The 17,570-nt window shown below is 61.5% G+C and carries 12 protein-coding genes and 2 pseudogenes; 9 read left to right on the top strand and 5 right to left on the bottom strand.

Going from position 1 to position 17,570, the window contains the following annotated elements; translation table 11 throughout:
- Window positions 1–56 precede the first annotated feature (56 nt).
- The 3 genes and pseudogenes from PPRO_RS21950 to PPRO_RS17350 form a co-directional block, all read left to right on the top strand.
- Window positions 57–1,343 (top strand): annotated as a pseudogene (locus PPRO_RS21950) (DEAD/DEAH box helicase family protein); the annotation flags it as partial.
- Window positions 1,344–1,448: 105 nt separating this feature from the next.
- Window positions 1,449–2,162: pseudogene (locus PPRO_RS21955) on the top strand (helicase-related protein); the annotation flags it as partial.
- Window positions 2,162–3,061 (top strand): HhH-GPD family protein, encoded by a 900-nt coding sequence (locus tag PPRO_RS17350; protein WP_011737294.1) that lies wholly within the window; start codon window positions 2,162–2,164, stop codon window positions 3,059–3,061. The pseudogene PPRO_RS21955 and the gene PPRO_RS17350, both read left to right, overlap by 1 nt.
- Here PPRO_RS17350 and PPRO_RS17355 read toward each other — a convergent pair.
- The 5 genes from PPRO_RS17355 to PPRO_RS17375 form a co-directional block, all read right to left on the bottom strand.
- Entirely contained in the window at window positions 3,015–3,812 is a 798-nt protein-coding gene (locus tag PPRO_RS17355) for an NAD(+)--dinitrogen-reductase ADP-D-ribosyltransferase (RefSeq protein ID WP_011737295.1), read from the bottom strand. The two genes, PPRO_RS17350 and PPRO_RS17355, sit on opposite strands and share 47 nt — an antisense overlap.
- A gap of 50 nt (window positions 3,813–3,862) precedes the next feature.
- A complete protein-coding gene (locus tag PPRO_RS17360) occupies window positions 3,863–4,192 on the bottom strand; it encodes a NifB/NifX family molybdenum-iron cluster-binding protein (RefSeq protein ID WP_011737296.1) in 330 nt (109 codons plus the stop codon).
- A 111-nt stretch (window positions 4,193–4,303) separates the two neighbouring features.
- Window positions 4,304–4,567: a ferredoxin III, nif-specific gene (fdxB, locus tag PPRO_RS17365; RefSeq protein ID WP_011737297.1), complete on the bottom strand. Its 264-nt coding sequence runs from the start codon at window positions 4,565–4,567 to the stop codon at window positions 4,304–4,306.
- 52 nt (window positions 4,568–4,619) lie between these two features.
- Complete coding sequence (gene nifX, locus PPRO_RS17370) at window positions 4,620–5,018, bottom strand: nitrogen fixation protein NifX (RefSeq protein ID WP_011737298.1); 399 nt, start codon at window positions 5,016–5,018, stop codon at window positions 4,620–4,622.
- 21 nt (window positions 5,019–5,039) lie between these two features.
- Window positions 5,040–7,799: a bifunctional nitrogenase iron-molybdenum cofactor biosynthesis protein NifEN gene (locus PPRO_RS17375; RefSeq protein WP_011737299.1), complete on the bottom strand. Its 2,760-nt coding sequence runs from the start codon at window positions 7,797–7,799 to the stop codon at window positions 5,040–5,042.
- A gap of 461 nt (window positions 7,800–8,260) precedes the next feature.
- Here PPRO_RS17375 and PPRO_RS17380 point away from each other — a divergent pair, with 461 nt between their 5' ends.
- From PPRO_RS17380 to gdhA, 6 genes are all read left to right on the top strand, one after another.
- Window positions 8,261–9,685, top strand: a complete 1,425-nt coding sequence (locus PPRO_RS17380) for a sensor domain-containing diguanylate cyclase (RefSeq protein WP_011737300.1) — start codon at window positions 8,261–8,263, stop codon at window positions 9,683–9,685.
- A gap of 90 nt (window positions 9,686–9,775) precedes the next feature.
- Entirely contained in the window at window positions 9,776–10,621 is an 846-nt protein-coding gene (locus tag PPRO_RS17385) for a substrate-binding domain-containing protein (protein WP_232286659.1), read from the top strand.
- A gap of 47 nt (window positions 10,622–10,668) precedes the next feature.
- On the top strand, window positions 10,669–12,816 hold the full coding sequence (locus PPRO_RS17390) for a putative bifunctional diguanylate cyclase/phosphodiesterase (protein WP_198138302.1): 2,148 nt from the start codon (window positions 10,669–10,671) through the stop codon (window positions 12,814–12,816).
- Window positions 12,817–12,910: 94 nt separating this feature from the next.
- Entirely contained in the window at window positions 12,911–13,843 is a 933-nt protein-coding gene (locus PPRO_RS17395) for a rhomboid family intramembrane serine protease (protein WP_049759792.1), read from the top strand.
- A 214-nt stretch (window positions 13,844–14,057) separates the two neighbouring features.
- Window positions 14,058–15,557, top strand: a complete 1,500-nt coding sequence (locus tag PPRO_RS17400) for an FAD-dependent oxidoreductase (RefSeq protein ID WP_198138303.1) — start codon at window positions 14,058–14,060, stop codon at window positions 15,555–15,557.
- 480 nt (window positions 15,558–16,037) lie between these two features.
- A complete protein-coding gene (gene gdhA / locus PPRO_RS17405; protein ID WP_041532965.1) occupies window positions 16,038–17,384 on the top strand; it encodes an NADP-specific glutamate dehydrogenase in 1,347 nt (448 codons plus the stop codon).
- Window positions 17,385–17,570 lie beyond the last annotated feature (186 nt).

The raw sequence follows: 17,570 nt of genomic DNA on the forward strand, positions 1-17,570 counted from the left end.
CGTACACACGTGGTGCGCCGTTGACGGGCACGCCGACGAAAGGGGTAGACAGTGCCATGTCCATCTTCACCCTGAAAACCGACTACACCCCCCGTGGCGACCAGCCGGCGGCCATCGCCGAACTGGTGGAAGGGATCGAGCGGGGCGACCAGCACCAGGTCCTCCTGGGCGTCACCGGCTCGGGCAAGACCTTCACCGTGGCCAACGTCATCGCCCGGACCGGCAGGCCGGCCCTGCTGCTGGCCCCCAACAAGACCCTGGCGGCCCAACTCTACGCTGAGATGAAGGAACTCTTCCCGGACAACGCCGTGGAGTTCTTCGTCTCCTACTACGACTACTACCAGCCGGAAGCCTACCTCCCCTCCAGCGACACCTTCATCGAGAAGGACTCGGCCATCAACGACGAGATCGACAAGATGCGCCACTCGGCCACCCGGAGCCTCTTAACCCGGCGGGACGTGATCATCGTGGCCTCGGTCTCCTGCATCTACGGCATCGGCTCGCCCGAGGCCTACGCCAGCCTGCACATCTTCTTCCGCCAGGGAGAGGAGTATGGCCGCGACACCCTGCTGCAGAAACTGGTGGCCATCCAGTACGAGCGCAACGACACCGACTTCCACCGCGGCACCTTCCGGGTGCGGGGGGACGTGGTGGAGGTCTTCCCGGCCTACGACAGCGACAAGGCGCTACGCATCGAGTTCTTCGGCGACGAGGTGGAGAGCATCTCCGAAATCGACCCCCTGCGGGGGGCGGTGTTGCAGCGTTTGACCAAGTGCACCATCTACCCCGCCTCCCACTACGTCGCCACCCGCGAGACCCTGGAGCGGGCCGTGGAGCAGATCCGGGTGGACCTGGGAGAGCGCATCCGTTACTTCAGGGAGAACAACATGCTGCTGGAGGCCCAGCGCATCGAGCAGCGCACCTTCTTCGACATCGAGATGATGGAGGAAATGGGCTTCTGCCAGGGGATCGAGAACTATTCGCGCTACTTCGACGGCCGCGAGACGGGTGAACCTCCCTACACCCTGATCGACTACTTCCCGGACGACTTCGTGCTCTACGTGGACGAGTCCCACATCAGCATCCCCCAGGTGGGGGGGATGTACCGCGGCGACCGCAGCCGCAAGGAGACCCTGGTCAACTACGGCTTCCGCCTCCCGGCGGCCCTGGACAACCGGCCGCTCAACTTCAGGGAGTTCGAGGCCCGCGTGCACCAGGCGGTGTACGTCTCGGCCACCCCGGCCGACTACGAGCTGGAGAAGAGCAACGGCGTGTTTGTGGAGCAGGTCATCCGCCCCACCGGGCTTCTGGACCCGGTGATCCAGGTGCGGCCGGTGACAGCGGGCCGGCAAATCCCCCCAAGTCCCCCTTTGAAAAAGGGGGACTTACCGTCTGGTGACGATGAGTATCCCCCCTTTGAAAAAGGGGGGGCGGGGGGGATGTACGGCCAGGTGGACGACCTGCTGCACGAGGTGCGTCAGACCGTGGCCAAGGGGGAGCGGGTGCTGGTGACCACCCTGACCAAGCGCATGGCCGAGGAGCTGACCAGCTATTACGGGGAGTTGGGGGTGCGGATCAGGTACCTGCACTCTGATATCGTGACCATCGAGCGGATGCAGATCCTGCGCGATCTGAGGATGGGGGAGTTCGACGTGCTGGTGGGGATCAACCTGCTGCGGGAGGGGCTGGATCTGCCGGAAGTGTCGCTCGTGGCCATCCTGGACGCGGACAAGGAGGGGTTCCTCAGGTCGGAGCGTTCCCTGATCCAGACCTGCGGCCGGGCTGCCCGCAACGCTAATGGCCGGGTGCTGATGTACGCCGACTCAATTACCCGCTCCATGCAGGCCTGCATCGACGAGACCCAGCGCCGGCGGGAGAAGCAGTTGGCCTGGAACCAGGAGCACGGTATCACCCCGGAGACGGTCAGGAAGAGCATGCAGACCATCCTGGGCTCCATCGAGGAAAAGGACTATTACACGCCGAAGGTCAGCGCCGCCGAGACGCCCGAGGAGTACGGGGTGGCGCCCAAGGATATTCCCAAGCTGGTCAAGAAGCTGCGCAAGGAGATGCTCGGGGCGGCCAAGCAGCTGGACTTCGAGAAGGCGGCCGAGCTGCGCGACCGGGTCAGGACGCTGGAGGAGATGGAGTTGGCCCTGCGCTGATGCTTTCACCCCAACGATTGACAGAACAGTACCATGCCGCGGGAGAGCTGGACGCGGCCACCGTGACAGCCTTCCGCCGGGCGATCTATCGCCACTTCCACGCCAACCCGCGCCCCATGCCGTGGCGCGAGACCAGCGACCCGTACCATATCCTGGTATCGGAGGTCATGCTCCAGCAGACCCAGGTGGAGCGGGTCAAAGCCAAATACGCTCAGTTCCTGGAGACCTTCCCCACCGTCAGGCACCTGGCAACCGCGCCACTGGAGGAGCTGCTGCGACTCTGGCAGGGGTTGGGGTACAACCGCCGCGCCATCGCCCTCAAACGCTGCGCCGAACAGATCCATATCCTTCACGAGGGTAATTTCCCCACCACAATCCACGAGCTGCAGAACCTCCCCGGCATCGGTCCCTACACCGCCCGAGCCGTTGCCGCTTTTGCCTTCGGTCTGCCTGAACCCTTCATCGAGACCAACATCCGCACCGTCTTCATCCACTTCTTCTTCCACAAACAAGAGGGGATCAGCGACCGCCAGCTCATGCCGCTGGTAGGGGCCACCCTGGACCATTCCGATCCCCGCCACTGGTACTATGCCCTGATGGACTACGGCGTACGGCTCAAGCAGCTGTACCCCAACCCGGGACGACGCAGCAGCCACCATGTGCGCCAATCCCCCTTCAAGGGCTCCAACCGTGAGCTGCGCAGCCGCATGCTGCGGGCGGTCATGGAATGTCCCGGCATCCTGCCGGACGAGCTGGCAAAGGTGCTGGAGGCGGAAAGAGGTGCGGTGGAGAAGAACCTGCAGGCGCTGGCGCGGGAGGGGTTCGTGGAACAGCGGGGGGACGGATTCGGGATCAGAACGTGCACATCACCCGGCGCACCCGATACTCCCCGCCGATGACCAGGTATTCCCCCTCCCCCTTCATGATGCTCCCCGGCAACAGATCGTTGTAGAAGAAGACCTTGCACAACGGCACCCCCACCTCCCACACCGTGGAACCGAATTCCCAGGCCCGCTCCTCATCGGAGGTGAAGGAGACCAGGTTGTTCAGGCGCACGATCTGATCCCGCTTTCCGAGCTGTTCCAGAACGCTGTGCTCGCTGGCGTCATGGGTGCCGCGGAAGAGTCGAATGATCTGGGTGTGGGGAAATTTTCGGGGCAGCTCGAACTGGCAGTACTCGTACAGCAGGTCCAGCTGGGAGTGGATGGCATTGGTGCGGGAGCTCCCCTTCATAACGTCAACGGAGAAGTCGAAGTAGGCCTCACCGTGGATGTCGGAGATAGGGGCGCGGTGAAAGGTGGGGGCAATGCCAATGCGGCTCTCCACCCAGCGTTTGAGCACCGCCCCCTCGATGGAGTTGGAGTCCATCATCCAGCCGCGCAGGAAGCGCAGGTAGCTGTTCTTGATGCTCTTGCGGGCTGTGGGGGTGGACTGGTCCTGCCAGTGGTGCAGCTGGAACTTCACCGACATGAAGTCGTTGAACACCAGGGCCCGCTCTTCCTGGGACGGGATTGTAACCAGCCTGTCGAACAGGAAGCGGTTCCCCTCCCTGACACCCTGGATCGACAAGGGCTGCGGGTTTTCGTTGAAATGATGCGAGGCGATCACCCAGGGTGGAACAGAGCAGAAATTGAAGGAACCGTGGATCATGGATAATCACCTCGTCGTGAAAGGGGTAGTTCCCTGTTCTGCCTCGCCGGTCAGAGTATCCGGGCCAGATCCTGCAGTGTCGCCTTGATCGGTCCGGTTATGACGTAGGGTTCGATCCCCAGATGCTCCAGCTCCTGGCGGGGATGCTCACCCATCTGGGCGGTTACCACGGCCCGGCATCCGTCCAGCGCCTCGGCGATTCCCCTGAGCACATGGCTGCGCAGCGGGTTCTGGGGATCGAAGCTGCAGTAACGTTCGACCCTCTTCTCGTCAACCAGCGTGACGCCTTCCCCTTCGACCTCGTAAATCAGGAACCGTTCGGCATGGCCGAAGTGCTGATTGATCTCCTTGCCATCCTTGGATGCAACCGCGATTAGCATGACGCGCCTCCTTAACAGCGGGGACCGGGGACGAGGGACCGGGAACCGGAAAAATCAGACAACAAGCAACCCTCTTTTCCCGGTCCCCGATCTCCGATCCCCGATCCCCGATTACGCTTCCACCGGTGCGAAACTGAAACACTTCTTCGGACAGGTCCGGCCACAGGCCTGGCACCCGACGCAGTTACCGGAGTTTGCCACGGTCATGAAGGCCTTGGCCGAATCGTCTTCATCCACCTCCTCGTAGGTAAGCACATCCATGGCGCAGACCTTGAAGCAGCGGCCGCAGCCGATGCAGAGTTCATCGTCGATCCCCATGACGAACTGGGGGGTCCATTCCTGCCTGTCTCGTGTCAATCCGGTTATAAATGCCATTGCCTTTCATCTCCTTTTTTTGTGGGGTGACAAATCAGTGATCAGTGGGCAGTTATGAGTCGCTAACATCATCCAGAAACGACGGCGCCTGGTCCTTGTTCATGGCCTTTCTCAGCCAGGGAGGGGGATTGCCCCGCAGCACCTGCTGAAGCCGCTCCACCGTCTCCAGCAGACTGACTTCCCTGCCGCTCTTCATGGGATGGATCTTCTGCGCCACCAACTTGGCGGCGGCCGGACCGCCGATCTGCATGGTGTAGACGATGGCGCACTCCGCCAGCAGCCGTGCCCGGGCAGCGATGCGATCCTCCTCATCACCACCATGCTCCCCCACGCCTATGGTCTCAAGGAAGTGGGCATCGTCCGGCCCCACCTCCCAGATGTGGAAGGCATCTGCCTGACCGAAGTGCAGGTCGATCATGTCGCCGGTTTTCGTCGTAAATGCAATTTTCATGGGATGCTCCTTTTCAAACCTTCAATTATGCGCCAGCTTCTGCGCCTCCTTGGCATTGGCCTGGAACAGGTTGGCCACCTCGAACAGCAGGTTCATGCTTCCCCGGTAGCCGACCCACATCTTCTGGTGGGCGCCCAGGCGGTCGAACACCGGCAGACCTGCCCGCAGGTGGGCGCCGATCTTCAGCCGTGCCGCAGCCTGGCGGCCGTTGCTGTTGGCCACCAGCAGGTCCACCCCCTGGGCGGCGGTCTCCAGATCCTCCAGGTCCCCCACAAAAACGTTGTCGCAGGGAAGGCTGTCCAGGCCACGGGTGCGGGTGGCGCTCAGTGCTGCCTGGATCTGGCAGCCCATGCCGGCCAGGAAGGTGGTCAGGCTCTTCAGGTTGTCCGACTCCAGGGCCAGGGCAACCCTCTTGGCGCCGAACTGGTAGTGACTGTCCACCATGGCGTCCATGAGGCGGCTGCGCCAGCGCTGCTGCTTCTCCGGGATGGGGCGACCGGAGAGTGCGCTCATGGTCTCCATGAACAGGTCGGTCTCTCCCAGCCCGGAGAGAGAGGTAAAACCATAGGCCGGGATTGCGAATTTCTCCTTCATTTTCAGGGCAGCCCTGGCCAGGGAATCCCCCACGTAGATGGTGGCAACGCTGCGACCGGCCCGCCGGATGGCCTCCACCGCAATCCCGCCGGTGGAGAGGGGCGATACCTGCTCGTCGATGTGGCCGTCCATGGCGCAGGATATGTCCGGGATGGTCAGCACCGTCAGACCGAATTCCTCCATCAGCTCCCTGATCTGCTCCACGTCCGCCGGGGTCAGGTGGCTGCCGGGGAGCAGGTTGACCTGGCCGGGAACGGCCGTGCCCCCCTCGGGCAGGGTGGACAGGATCGCCTCAACCGCCGCGGCGTACCCCTCCTGCAGCGAGCCGCAGTAATCGGGGGTGGAGGCGTGGATGACCGGTGTGTCGGCCAGTTCCGGGTTTTCCCGGCGGAAGTGGACGATGGCGCTCTGCACGTCGTCCCCCATGGTTTCGGTCAGGCCCGAGGTCATCACCCCCACCACACCGGGGTGGAACTTCTCCATCACCCGCTTGATCCCCTGCTTCAGGTTCTCCCAGCCGCCGAAGATGGCCGACTCCTCGCTCATGGCGGTGGCATTCAGGGCGATGGACTCCTTGAAGTGGCGGGAGAGCTGCAACCTGATGAAGGTGGAGCACCCCTGGGCGCCGTGGAGGAGCCCCAGCATGTTGTCGATCCCCAGGTAGGCCAGGGTCGCCCCCAGGGCCGGCGAGTTCTTCTGGGGGTTGACCACCGCACTCTTGGTGCTGACCCTGACTCTTGAGGCGGAGAGATCCTCGGCCAGGAAGCGCTCGCCATGGCCGGCCACCTCCACCAGGTCTTCGGCCAGCTGGTCGGGGCTCTTCTCCCAGGGGGCCGGGGCGTTCAGGAGCGGCCAGATCGGGTTGTTCACCGTCAGGTCCAGCTGTTTGGCAAAGGTGACCATCCCTTCGTAGCCGGCGTAGGGGTGGCTGCGGCCATGATTGATGTCCAGGAAGGGGGTCTTGGTCTTCAGCGCCAGGAACTTGGTCTTGCCGCCGGCCACGATCAGGTCGGGCATCTTCTCCCGCATCACGGCCAAAAGCCCCGCGGTGCTGGTATCCTCGATGATCCCGGCATCGGCGTGCATCAGCGCCTTCATGCGGTAGAAGTCCTCCAGGGTCGAGTTCTGGGTGCCGGCGGCCAGGATCTCCACCCCCAGCTCCCGCAGGGCGTTGACCATGGACCAGGTCTTGACCCCGCCGGTGAACAGCACCGCCCGTTTCCCCTCCAGCCTGGCCCGGTAGGGGGCGATGCGTTTGCGGCATTTTTCCTCTTCCTCTGCCAGGAGCTTCTCCACCCGGTCCTGCATGACCCGCTTCTCCAGGCCGTTGACCGTGTTGTCCAGCTCCCGGGCGATGTCGCGCAGCGCCTTGGCCGTGTCGGTCATGCCGTAGAATGATTCCTCCAGATAGGGCATACCGTAGGTTTTCTGCATCTTCTTGGCCAGGTTGGTCAGGCTCTTGGAGCAGATGATCACGTTCAGCTTGGCCCGGTGGGCGTAGCGCAACTCCTCGAATTTCGCGTCTCCGCTGAAGCAGGAGAGGATCTGGATCCCCAACCGCTGGAACAGCGGCAGCATGCCCCACAGGTCGCCGGCAATGTTGTACTCGCCGATCAGGTTGATGGGGTACTCCCCCAGTTCAGGCGGCTCTGCCGTTCCGATGACATGCTTGAACATGATCTCCCCGGCCAGGCGGTTGCCGATGTTCTTGTCGCCGATGAAGCCGGGGGCGTTGATCGGTATGACCGGCATACCCGCCTTGGGCTGGGCAGCCTTGCAGACCGCCTCCACGTCGTCGCCGGTCATGGCGGTGACGCAGGTGGCGTAGACGAAGATGGCCTTGGCCTGGTCGCGGTAGCGCTCGGCCAGGTCAAGTATGGCCTTGTACAGCTTCTTCTCGCCGCCGAAGACCACGTCGTTCTCCAGCATCTCGGTGGTGAAGCCGCGCCGGTAGAGCTGGGAGCCGGAGGAGCGGGCCCCGCGGTTGTCCCAGGAGTTGCCGGCGCAGGCGATGGGGCCGTGTACCAGGTGGATCACGTCGGTGATCGGCATCAGCACCACCCGGGCGCCGTCGTAGGCGCAGCTCCGCTCGGTCCCCTCGCCCGGCTCGGATTTCTTGCAGAACTTGGGGGCGCCCTTGTCGTGGGTGTCGCAATCGGTTACATCGTAGTAGTCAGGTTTTGCCATGGGAGTTCTCCTGCCCGTCAACCGCTCAAAAAAAAAGGCGCCCGCACTCTTCCGCATCGAAGGTGCCTGGCGCCGTTGCCATTGATCGTTCGGTACTGTTTGTACTGCCTGTGCATTCCTTTTAGCACGTGCCGTGCCAACGCAGCCCAAAAAGCATAACATGCCGAAAACAAATGAGTTTACCAGGATGAATCGCCCCCGCCCCCCTGGCAATGCCTGTTTTTTTTGCACCCACTGCTGTTCCACCCCCACAGAGCAGATGCCATGGCCAGCCCGAAATAACAGCACCACTTGCGCTGCACGACGAATAACGTATTATTTCACGAGCGTTTACAGCGTTGGCAGAGAAAACGGGACGATCTGGCGCCCACAACGGGAATCCAGAGACAACTGTCTCTACAGCTGCCCACCAGTGCCGAAAAGAGCGGCGCTTTTGCGGCCAGTGAAGCACCGGCTTACCCATGAAACAGGTTGACCTCGCACTGCAGCGGCTATCCCTCCTCACGGCCTGGAGTATTTCCCTGCTGATCGCCATGGGAGCGCCAGCGGCATATTATCTGGTGTCGTACCATAACCTGCGGAGTACGCTTGAATTACAGGCATTGCTGGCCATAAAAAGCATTGACGCTATCATTGTTGCCAATCCGAAAATGTGGTATTTCGAAGAGGCGCGACTGTCCGAACTGCTTGAGCATCGTGCCTACGACGCTGTTTTAGAGAGAAAACGTATCCTTGACGCCAGCGGTGCCGTCATCGCCAGCAACAACGTAACCATACCGCCGCCAGGTGTGTCGTACACTCGTGAGCTTTTCGATGCCGGCACCGCGATTGCCCGCATTGAGGTGTCCCGTTCTCTGCGTCCGTTGCTGTATATGGCGTTCCTGGTCGCCATCTGTTCAAGTATGTTTGCCGCACTGCTGTTTTTCGTATTCCGCTTGCTGCCGATCCGAGTCATTCACCGGGCATTTCAGGCGCTGGCACGAAGTGAAAAGAAATACCGTTCACTCTACGAGACCATGAAAGAGGGGATGGCGCTGCACCGGATGGATTGTGACGACAGGGGCAACCTGCACTCCCTGTCCGTGATCGATGTCAATCCCAGTTGCGCAGCCATGTTTGACCGTGATCCGGGCAGGATTGTCGGCGGCAACAGCATCACCCTGTTTGGCGATGGATTCAGCACGGTGCTCTCGCAACAGCAGCAACTTGAACAGGGAGATTCCATTTCGTTCGAACTGCAGCTGCCCGATACAGACAACCATTACATTGTGCGGGCTTTTTCTCCTGACCAGGGGGTGATTGCAACTCTTTTTGAAGATGTTACCGAGCGCAGAAAATCGGAACAGCAGATTCGACATATGGCGTATTTCGACCCGCTGACAGATCTTCCAAACCGCACGCTTTTCTTTGACCGCCTCAATCAGGCCATTGCCGCAGCAAACCGTGAACAGGCCAAGCTTGCAGTACTCTTTCTGGACCTCGATCACTTCAAGAGCATCAATGACACCCAGGGGCATGACATCGGAGATCAGGTGTTGATCGAGGTTTCCCGGCGTCTTCACCGACAGATCCGCAGCTGTGACACCCTGGCCCGCATGGGAGGAGACGAATTCGTCCTTGTCATCACCGGAATCGGAGAAACGCTGGATGCCAGTTGCGTTGCCCGGAAACTGATTGACTCGATCCACTCCCCCCTCAGTATCAGGGGCAATGAACTGCACATTTCCATGAGTATGGGGATTGCACTCTTTGCGGACAGTGGCGCCGATGCGGAAACACTCATCAAAAACGCCGACCTTGCGATGTATCATGCAAAAAAATCGGGCCGGAATACGTACAGATTCTACTCACCGACCATGGGCTCCTCCTCTGCCCATGGAGGCTGACAGGGGCTGAGACGACACCCAGGAGCGCTGAGATCCGTACTGCTCCAGGGCAATCCACTGCAGGTACGCGGGGAGAACGGAGGTGCTTGAATGATGAAAATAACAACGTCCCCATGGGGCGCTTGGTGTGCGGCACTGCTTTTTCTGGTGCTTCCCACGGTATGCACGGCAGCCGATACGATCCGCATTAACGGCTCCGGCAACGCGCTCGACATGATGAGGCCGATGGTGGCGGCATATGAAAAGACCAACCGAGACGCACGCATCACCATGGAAAAACCGTTGGGTAGTTCCGGCGCAATCAAGGCGCTGCTGGCCGGCGCCCTGGACCTGGCGGTAACCAGCAGGACCATCAAGGCGGAAGAGGCGGCGAAGGGTGCCCGGGCCAGAACATACGGCACGACACCTCTGGTCATCGTCACGGGACATAACGTGGGCCTGGCGGACATCAGCACGAAACAGCTGGAGGACGTCTATGCAGGGAGGGTGAGAAAGTGGCCGAACGGGGAGCAGATCAGGCTTGTCCTGCGCCCCCGGGAAGATACGGACACCAGGGTGCTGAGCAGACTCTCTCCCGGCATGGACAGGGCCATCTCCGCATCCCACGCTCGGCCGGGAATGATCGTCGCCATTACCGACCCGGAATCATATCTGACCATAGCGAAAACGCCGGGAGGCATCGGGACGGCCAGCCTGAACAGCATCCTCACCCAAAAACCGCGTGTTACGGTTCTTTCGCTCAACGGCGTCAAACCATCTCCTACGGCTCTGGCCAGCGGAACCTATCCCCTGGTCAAGGAGATCCATTTCATATTCACTGCCGTGACCCCGCCATCAACCCAGAGATTGATCGACTTCATCTTCTCACCCCAGGGGCGTGCCATAGCACAGAAAAACGGTGTGCTCGTCCTCCCCAGACCCGTGCCGAACAACTAACACCATTGAATACCGGCCACATTTCCATACAGCAGTTTACCCAGGCCATGGCCTGGACTCTCTCGGCGATGATCACACTCCTGGCGCCGGCCACCTTTTTCCTGGTCTCCTGCGAGCACCTGCGAAGCGAACTCCACGTCCAGACCGAATTGAGCGCTAACGACCTGAGTGCTATGATCAGCTCCAATACGCAGTTGTGGAGGTATGAGGAGCTCAGGCTTTCGGAACTGCTACGGCGGCGGTCGAACAGTGTTGTTGCCGAGAGCAGAATCCTCTACGACATCGGCGGCGAAGTCATCGCCAGAAATCGGCAACAGGTGTCCATTCCCCGTATCACGGACGTGCATGACATCTTTGATGCCGGAACTGCTGTTGCCCGCATCGAGGCTTCCCGTTCCCTAACCCCCCTGCTGCTCAGAACGTTCGCCGTGGCGCTCTGTTCGGCGATAATCGCCGCAGTAGTGTTTTACATGCTGCGTACGCTTCCCCTGCGCGCCACATCCAGGGCCTATCAGGCCTTGGACGAAAGTGAGAGCAAATACCGTCTGCTGTACGAAAGCATGCGGGAGGGGATGGCGCTGCACCACATGGATTTCGACGAAAACGGTGATTTTGCTGCCATCTCGGTTATCGACGCGAATCCGAGCTGCGCGGCCATGTTCGGCTGTGATCCGCAGACGCTCATCGGCAGCGACAGTATCGCGCTGTTTGGGGAAACCTTCCGGGAGTACCTCTCGGAGTTGCTGCGACTGCTGGAACAGGGCACCAGCATCCAGTTCGAGCTGACCCTGCCGCGCACGGACAACCTTTACAGCGTACACGCCTTTTCTCCCGACCACGGCTTGGTCGCCACACTGTTCGAGGATATTACCGAGCGCAGGAAATCCGAGCAGCAGATCCAGCACATGGCCTACTTCGACAGCCTCACCGATCTTCCCAACCGGGTCCTGTTTCTTGACCGCCTCCGGCAGGCCATAGCCCATGCACTTCGGGATGAGAATTCCCTGGCGGTGCTGTTCCTCGACCTGGACCGGTTCAAGGATATCAACGACACCCTGGGACATTCGGCAGGGGACCAGCTGCTGATCCAGGTCACCCGGCGCCTGGGGCGGCAGATCCGTTCCTGTGACACCCTGGCCCGCCTGGGAGGGGACGAGTTCGTGGTCATCGTCACCGATCTGGGTAAAAAAATGAACGCCACCCGGGTTGCCCAGGACCTTATCAATGCGATCCAGCCCCCCTTCCTGATCGCCGGACGCGAGCTGCACGTGACCACCAGCATCGGTATCGCGCTCTTCCCCGACGATGGCAATAACGCGGAAACGCTCGTCAAGCACGCCGATCTGGCAATGTATTCATCCAAGGAGTCGGGGCGCAACAGGTACAACTTCTACTCCGCCTCCATGAACCAGAAGGCGCTCATGCGCATGGAGACCGAGGCCGGCCTGCGCAACGCGCTGGAACGGAGAGAATTTTATGTGGAATTTCAGCCCATCATGAATGCAGCTGACTCTACCGTTGTGGCTGCCGAAGCACTCGTGCGCTGGAACCACCCCACCCGCGGCAGGATTCCGCCAGACCAGTTCATCGACCTGGCCGAAGAAACCGGTCTGGTCGTTCCCCTGGGGGAATGGGTGCTGCGCACCGTCTGCTCGAGGATAAAAACGTGGAGCGATGCCGGACTCCCGCTGATCAGGTTTTCGGTCAATGTCTCCAGCAGGCAGATCGAGCGGCAGGACTTCGCGGAAATCGTCAGGAACGCGCTGCGCGAATCGGGCGCCAACAGCGCCCAACTGGAGATCGAACTTACCGAGAGCTGCCTGATCCGACACTCGGACACGAACATCAGCGATCTCTTCGGACTGAAGGAGTGGGGCGTTTCCTTCGCCATCGACGACTTCGGCACCGGCTATTCATCCCTGGGATATATCAAGACCCTGCCCATCGACCATATCAAAATCGACCGGTCGTTTGTCAGGGACATCAGCACGGACTTCCACGACCAGGCCATTGTGGAGGCGATCATCGCCATGTCGCAAAGGCTGGGCATCCGCAATATCGCCGAGGGGGTGGAGACCATCGAACAGGTCCGTTTCCTTCAGGAGCGTGGCTGCGAAGAGATCCAGGGGTACTACTTCCACCGCCCCCTGTCGGCTGAGGCGCTGGAGGAACTGCTCAGAGCCCAAGAAAACTAGGCATAGGCGCCGGGCATTGGGGCTTCCGGTGCCTCGCTACGGGCTGGTTGATTTCCACATCTGGTCACCGGTTACATGGTACGGAATGGAGCGTATGGAAGGAGAACGACAAGCGACGGAGCAGGAGCAGTGGCTCCCGCTTCCGGTCGAGACAACAGGGCAACCGAGCAGGCGGCAGGCGGAAGTCTGGGCGCTGGTGCTGGATTCACGCTCCATACCCTGGCGTCTGGAGCAGACGGGAGCCGGCCGGCAGTTGCTGGTACAGCGCCGCCACCTGGAGAGCGCCCGGGCGGAACTGCGTCTGTACGAGGAACAGAACCGGAACTGGCCTCCGCCGCCACCGGCGATGCGCTCGCTGGTGGGAAACACCCTGGCCACCCTTTCGGTACTGATCCTGCTGGCCACCTTCCACAATCTGACCCTGCTGGAGATCTCCCTGCCGGGACAGGGAGTCGTGGACCTGCGCGATCTGGGGGCGCTGCATGGCGCGGCCGTCCAGGAGGGGCAGTGGTGGCGGCTGGTCACCTCCCTGACCCTGCACGCAGACCTCCCGCACCTGCTGGGAAACCTGTGCATCGGCGGGGCGATCATCGTCCTGCTCTGCCGTGAGCTGGGGTCGGGGCTGGCCTGGAGCCTGCTCCTTGGCTCGGGGATGCTGGGCAACCTGATCAACGCCTGGATGCAGGCGCCGGACCATCGTTCCCTGGGGGCATCCACCGCCCTGTTCGGCGCGGTGGGGATCTTCGCGGCCATGGGCACGGTGCGCTACCGCCACCATCCCCTGCGCCGCTGGCTCGTACCGTTGGCCGCCGGACTGGCTCTGCTGGCCATGATGGGAAGCGAGGGGGAACGGACCGACCTGGGGGCCCATCTGTTCGGCTTTGGTGCCGGTCTCGGCCTCGGGCTGATAGCGGAACCGCTCGTGGAGCGCCAGGGCCGACCGGGCCGCCTGGTCAACACCCTGCTGGCCCTGGCCGCCGCCCTGCTGGTCATACTGGCCTGGTGGGCGGCCCTGACACTCTCCTGAAACCGGCTTGTGCTCCCTCTGTTTTGTGATATTTCCCTACTACCCCGTAACGCTTGGGTTTTCGTACCAAACCCCTTTAAGCCTCCCCTTGTCAGGGGAGGCTTAAAGGCTTCCCCCCTGACAAGGGGGGACTGAGGGGGGTTGGTTTTAGATGTTACGCAGTACTACTGTCCCGTCGAATATTGAGATTCTTACCCCAATAAAGGAGCACGCCATGACCAACGAAAAGCGATGGATCTGCACCCTCTGCGGCTATGTCCATCAGGGAAGCACGCCCCCCGACACATGCCCGATCTGCGGAGCCACCCCCGATCTGTTCGAACTTCAGACGACAACGGAAGCACCGCGCCAGGAAAGCGCTAGTGACCAGTGGGTCTGCCTGACCTGCGACTACATCCACCAGGGAACCTCCCCTCCGGCAACTTGCCCGATTTGCGGCCAGGGCGCGGAGCAGTTCGAACCGCACAGGGCTGACCAGCAGGGCGCGGGCGCGGCAGAAGCTGTTTCCGTCGTCATCGTCGGCGCCGGCATCGCCGGGGTCTCCGCAGCCGAGTCGATCCGTCGCGCATCTCCCGCGGCGCGAATCACCCTGCTGGGCAAGGAACCGGACCTCCCCTACTACCGCATCAACCTGACCCGCTACCTGGCCGGAGAAATCTCCCGCGACGACCTGACCATGCACCCGGAGCAGTGGTACACCGACAACGACATCATTCTCCGCCTCTCCACCGAGATGCGCGGCTTCGACCCCGCGAGCGGGCATCTGACCCTGCACACCCACGAGCAGCTCGCCTTCGACCGCCTGATCCTGGCCATGGGGGCCCACCCCTTCGTCCCCCCCATCCCCGGAGCCACCCGCAAAAACGTGACGGTCCTGCGCACCCTGGGGGACGCCGACTTCATCCTCGGCCAGCTGCGCCCCGGCCTGAACTGCACCATCATCGGCGGCGGCGTCCTGGGGCTGGAGGCGGCCGGTGCCCTGGTCAAGCGCGGCGCATCTGTTACCCAGCTGGAAGGGTTCCCCTGGCTGATGCCCCAGCAACTCAACCGTACCGCCGGCGGGCTGCTGGCCAGACATGCCGAAAAACTAGGCATCACAATCCGCACCGACGCGCGCATCAAACAGATCGACGGCGACGAACGGGTGCACGGCGTCCTGCTGGAGAGCGGAGAGAGCATCGCTTCGGACCTGGTGGTCATCACTGCCGGAGTACGCTGCAACAGCTATCTGCCGCGCCAGGCACAGCTTACGGTCAACCAGGGGGTAGTTGTCGACGACCATCTCAAGAGCAGCGCAGGGAACATCCTTGCCGTGGGGGATCTTGCCGAGCACCGCGGCGTTTGCTACGGCACCTGGGTTCCGGCCCAGTTCCAGGGAAGCATCGCCGGGCTGAACGCCGTGGGAGGAAAGGTGGAGTTCGCCGGTATCCCCCGCTCCAACACCCTCAAGGTGCTCAACTTCGACCTGTTCAGCATCGGACAGGTTCACCCCGACGACGGCAGCTACCAGAGCTTTGAACAGATGGGCAACGATTGCTATCACTATGTCGTTTTCCGGGACAGCCGGCTGGTGGGCGCAATCCTGATGGGAGACATGGGACCGGCAGCAGCCATCAAGCACCTGATCGAAGCCAGGACGTCCTGCAGCGATCTGCTGCACAGAAATCCCGACATAGATGGGATCCTTGCCTTCATCGCGGCCGGTTCCCGCTAGGTTTCCTGGCTGCCCCTCCGCCCACAATCCGTTCGGAGGGCGGCGATGCCATTTCGGGGCGGACGCGTCCGGCGTATCCGCCCCGAACATCGTGGAGCCGCTTTCTCCCTACGCTGTGTAACAGTGAGAGTGGGTTGTTACTCTAACGAGTAATTCCCTGATAGCAAATACTCACACAAACCCCTTCCCCTGTCCGCCGCCATCCAAGCCACGCGCGCGCAACTGCCCAACAAAGCAGCATAATGCACAAGATAGCGGCGCCTGCCCGCAAAAGGGTACGAGCATTGCATGCATATTGAGCTCTTGCCTGGGTGGCTGCATATTTTTGCAACACCAAACACCGGAAGAGCGCTCAACGGAAGCTCTGGTCTGCCGATAAAATGTGCTCGACACCCCGGAACATGCCCACCCGGCAGGCACTCTTTGCTACCCAACGGGTAAAGCATCCATACACCAAAGGAGAAGAAAACGATGGTAAGCATGGCTAAAGTTGACGAAAAACTGCATGGCATCTATCAGGACGTCGTGAAGCGCAACCCTGGCGAAGTCGAGTACCACCAGGCAGTTGCCGAAGTTCTGGAGACTCTCGGACCTGTGGTTGCCAAAAACCCGGAATACCTGGAGCGCAAGATCATCGAGCGCATCTGTGAGCCAGAGCGTCAGATCATCTTCAGGGTGCCCTGGCAGGACGACAAGGGCGAAGTCCACATCAACCGCGGCTTCCGCGTCCAGTTCAACTCGGCCATCGGCCCCTACAAGGGTGGCATCCGCTTCCATCCTTCCGTCTACCTGGGCATCATCAAGTTCCTCGGCTTCGAGCAGATCTTCAAGAACTCCCTCACCGGCATGCCCATCGGCGGCGGCAAGGGCGGTTCCGACTTCGATCCCAAGGGCAGATCTGATGACGAAATCATGCGCTTCTGCCAGAGCTTCATTACCGAACTGTTCCGCCACCTGGGCGAGCACACCGATGTGCCGGCCGGCGACATCGGTGTTGGCGGCCGCGAGATCGGCTACATGTTCGGCCAGTACAAGCGCCTCACCAACCGCTGGGAAGCGGGCGTGCTGACCGGCAAGGGGCTCAAGTGGGGCGGTTCGCTGGTTCGCCCGGAGGCCACCGGCTACGGGGCAACCTACTTCGTCAACGAAGCCCTCAAGGTGCGCAATGACTCCCTGGAAGGCAAGACCTGCCTGGTTTCCGGTTCCGGCAACGTGGCCATCTACACCATCGAGAAGATCCAGCAGCTGGGCGGCAAATGCGTTGCCTGCTCCGACAGCAACGGCGTGATCTACCATGAGAATGGTCTCGACCTGGCGCTGATCAAGCAACTCAAGGAAGTGGAGCGTCGCCGCATCGCCGACTACGCCAGCTACCACAAGGATGCCAGGTACACCGCCAACGGCAATATCTGGGAGATCCCCTGCCAGGTGGCCATGCCCTCCGCGACCCAGAACGAGATCAACGGCAAGGACGCCGCAATCCTGGTCAAGAACGGCTGCATCGCCGTAGGCGAAGGCGCCAACATGCCGACCAATCCGGACGGCATCAAGGTGTTCCAGGACGCCAAGATCGCCTACTGCCCGGGCAAGGCCTGCAACGCCGGCGGCGTCGCCACCTCTGCCCTGGAAATGCAGCAGAACGCCCAGCGCGACTCCTGGACCTTCGAAGAGACCGAGAAGAAGCTGGAGAAGATCATGGTCGGCATCCACAAGCTCTGCTACAAGACCGCCGAAGAGTATGGCCAGGCCGGAAACTACGTGCTCGGCGCCAACATCGCCGGTTTCATCAAGGTTGCCGACGCAATGGTTGCCCACGGCCTTATCTAGCCTTTGCGCAGCATTCAGTTCCTGCCACAAAAAAACCCCGCTCTCTGCGGGGTTTTTTTGTGGGCGCCGCGACCGCAGGCCGGGATCAGGTCTACGGGTTGCCCGAGCTCGTCAGGCCTCCCGTCGTTCACGGCGCTTGATGTTCGGACAAAACCGGATACAGTTTGTGACAGAGGTTCAGCTATT

The sequence above is a fragment of the Pelobacter propionicus DSM 2379 genome, from assembly GCF_000015045.1.
Lineage (GTDB): Bacteria > Desulfobacterota > Desulfuromonadia > Geobacterales > Pseudopelobacteraceae > Pseudopelobacter > Pseudopelobacter propionicus.

Bases quoted from the DNA above. Each gene is read 5' to 3' on its own strand.
- PPRO_RS17350 (WP_011737294.1), top strand. From the start codon at position 2,162: ATGCTTTCACCCCAACGATTGACAGAACAGTACCATGCCGCGGGAGAG.
- PPRO_RS17355 (WP_011737295.1), bottom strand. From the start codon at position 3,812: ATGATCCACGGTTCCTTCAATTTCTGCTCTGTTCCACCCTGGGTGATC.
- PPRO_RS17360 (WP_011737296.1), bottom strand. From the start codon at position 4,192: ATGCTAATCGCGGTTGCATCCAAGGATGGCAAGGAGATCAATCAGCAC.
- fdxB (WP_011737297.1), bottom strand. From the start codon at position 4,567: ATGGCATTTATAACCGGATTGACACGAGACAGGCAGGAATGGACCCCC.
- nifX (WP_011737298.1), bottom strand. From the start codon at position 5,018: ATGAAAATTGCATTTACGACGAAAACCGGCGACATGATCGACCTGCAC.
- PPRO_RS17375 (WP_011737299.1), bottom strand. From the start codon at position 7,799: ATGGCAAAACCTGACTACTACGATGTAACCGATTGCGACACCCACGAC.
- PPRO_RS17380 (WP_011737300.1), top strand. From the start codon at position 8,261: ATGAAACAGGTTGACCTCGCACTGCAGCGGCTATCCCTCCTCACGGCC.
- PPRO_RS17385 (WP_232286659.1), top strand. From the start codon at position 9,776: ATGATGAAAATAACAACGTCCCCATGGGGCGCTTGGTGTGCGGCACTG.
- PPRO_RS17390 (WP_198138302.1), top strand. From the start codon at position 10,669: ATGGCCTGGACTCTCTCGGCGATGATCACACTCCTGGCGCCGGCCACC.
- PPRO_RS17395 (WP_049759792.1), top strand. From the start codon at position 12,911: ATGGAAGGAGAACGACAAGCGACGGAGCAGGAGCAGTGGCTCCCGCTT.
- PPRO_RS17400 (WP_198138303.1), top strand. From the start codon at position 14,058: ATGACCAACGAAAAGCGATGGATCTGCACCCTCTGCGGCTATGTCCAT.
- gdhA (WP_041532965.1), top strand. From the start codon at position 16,038: ATGGCTAAAGTTGACGAAAAACTGCATGGCATCTATCAGGACGTCGTG.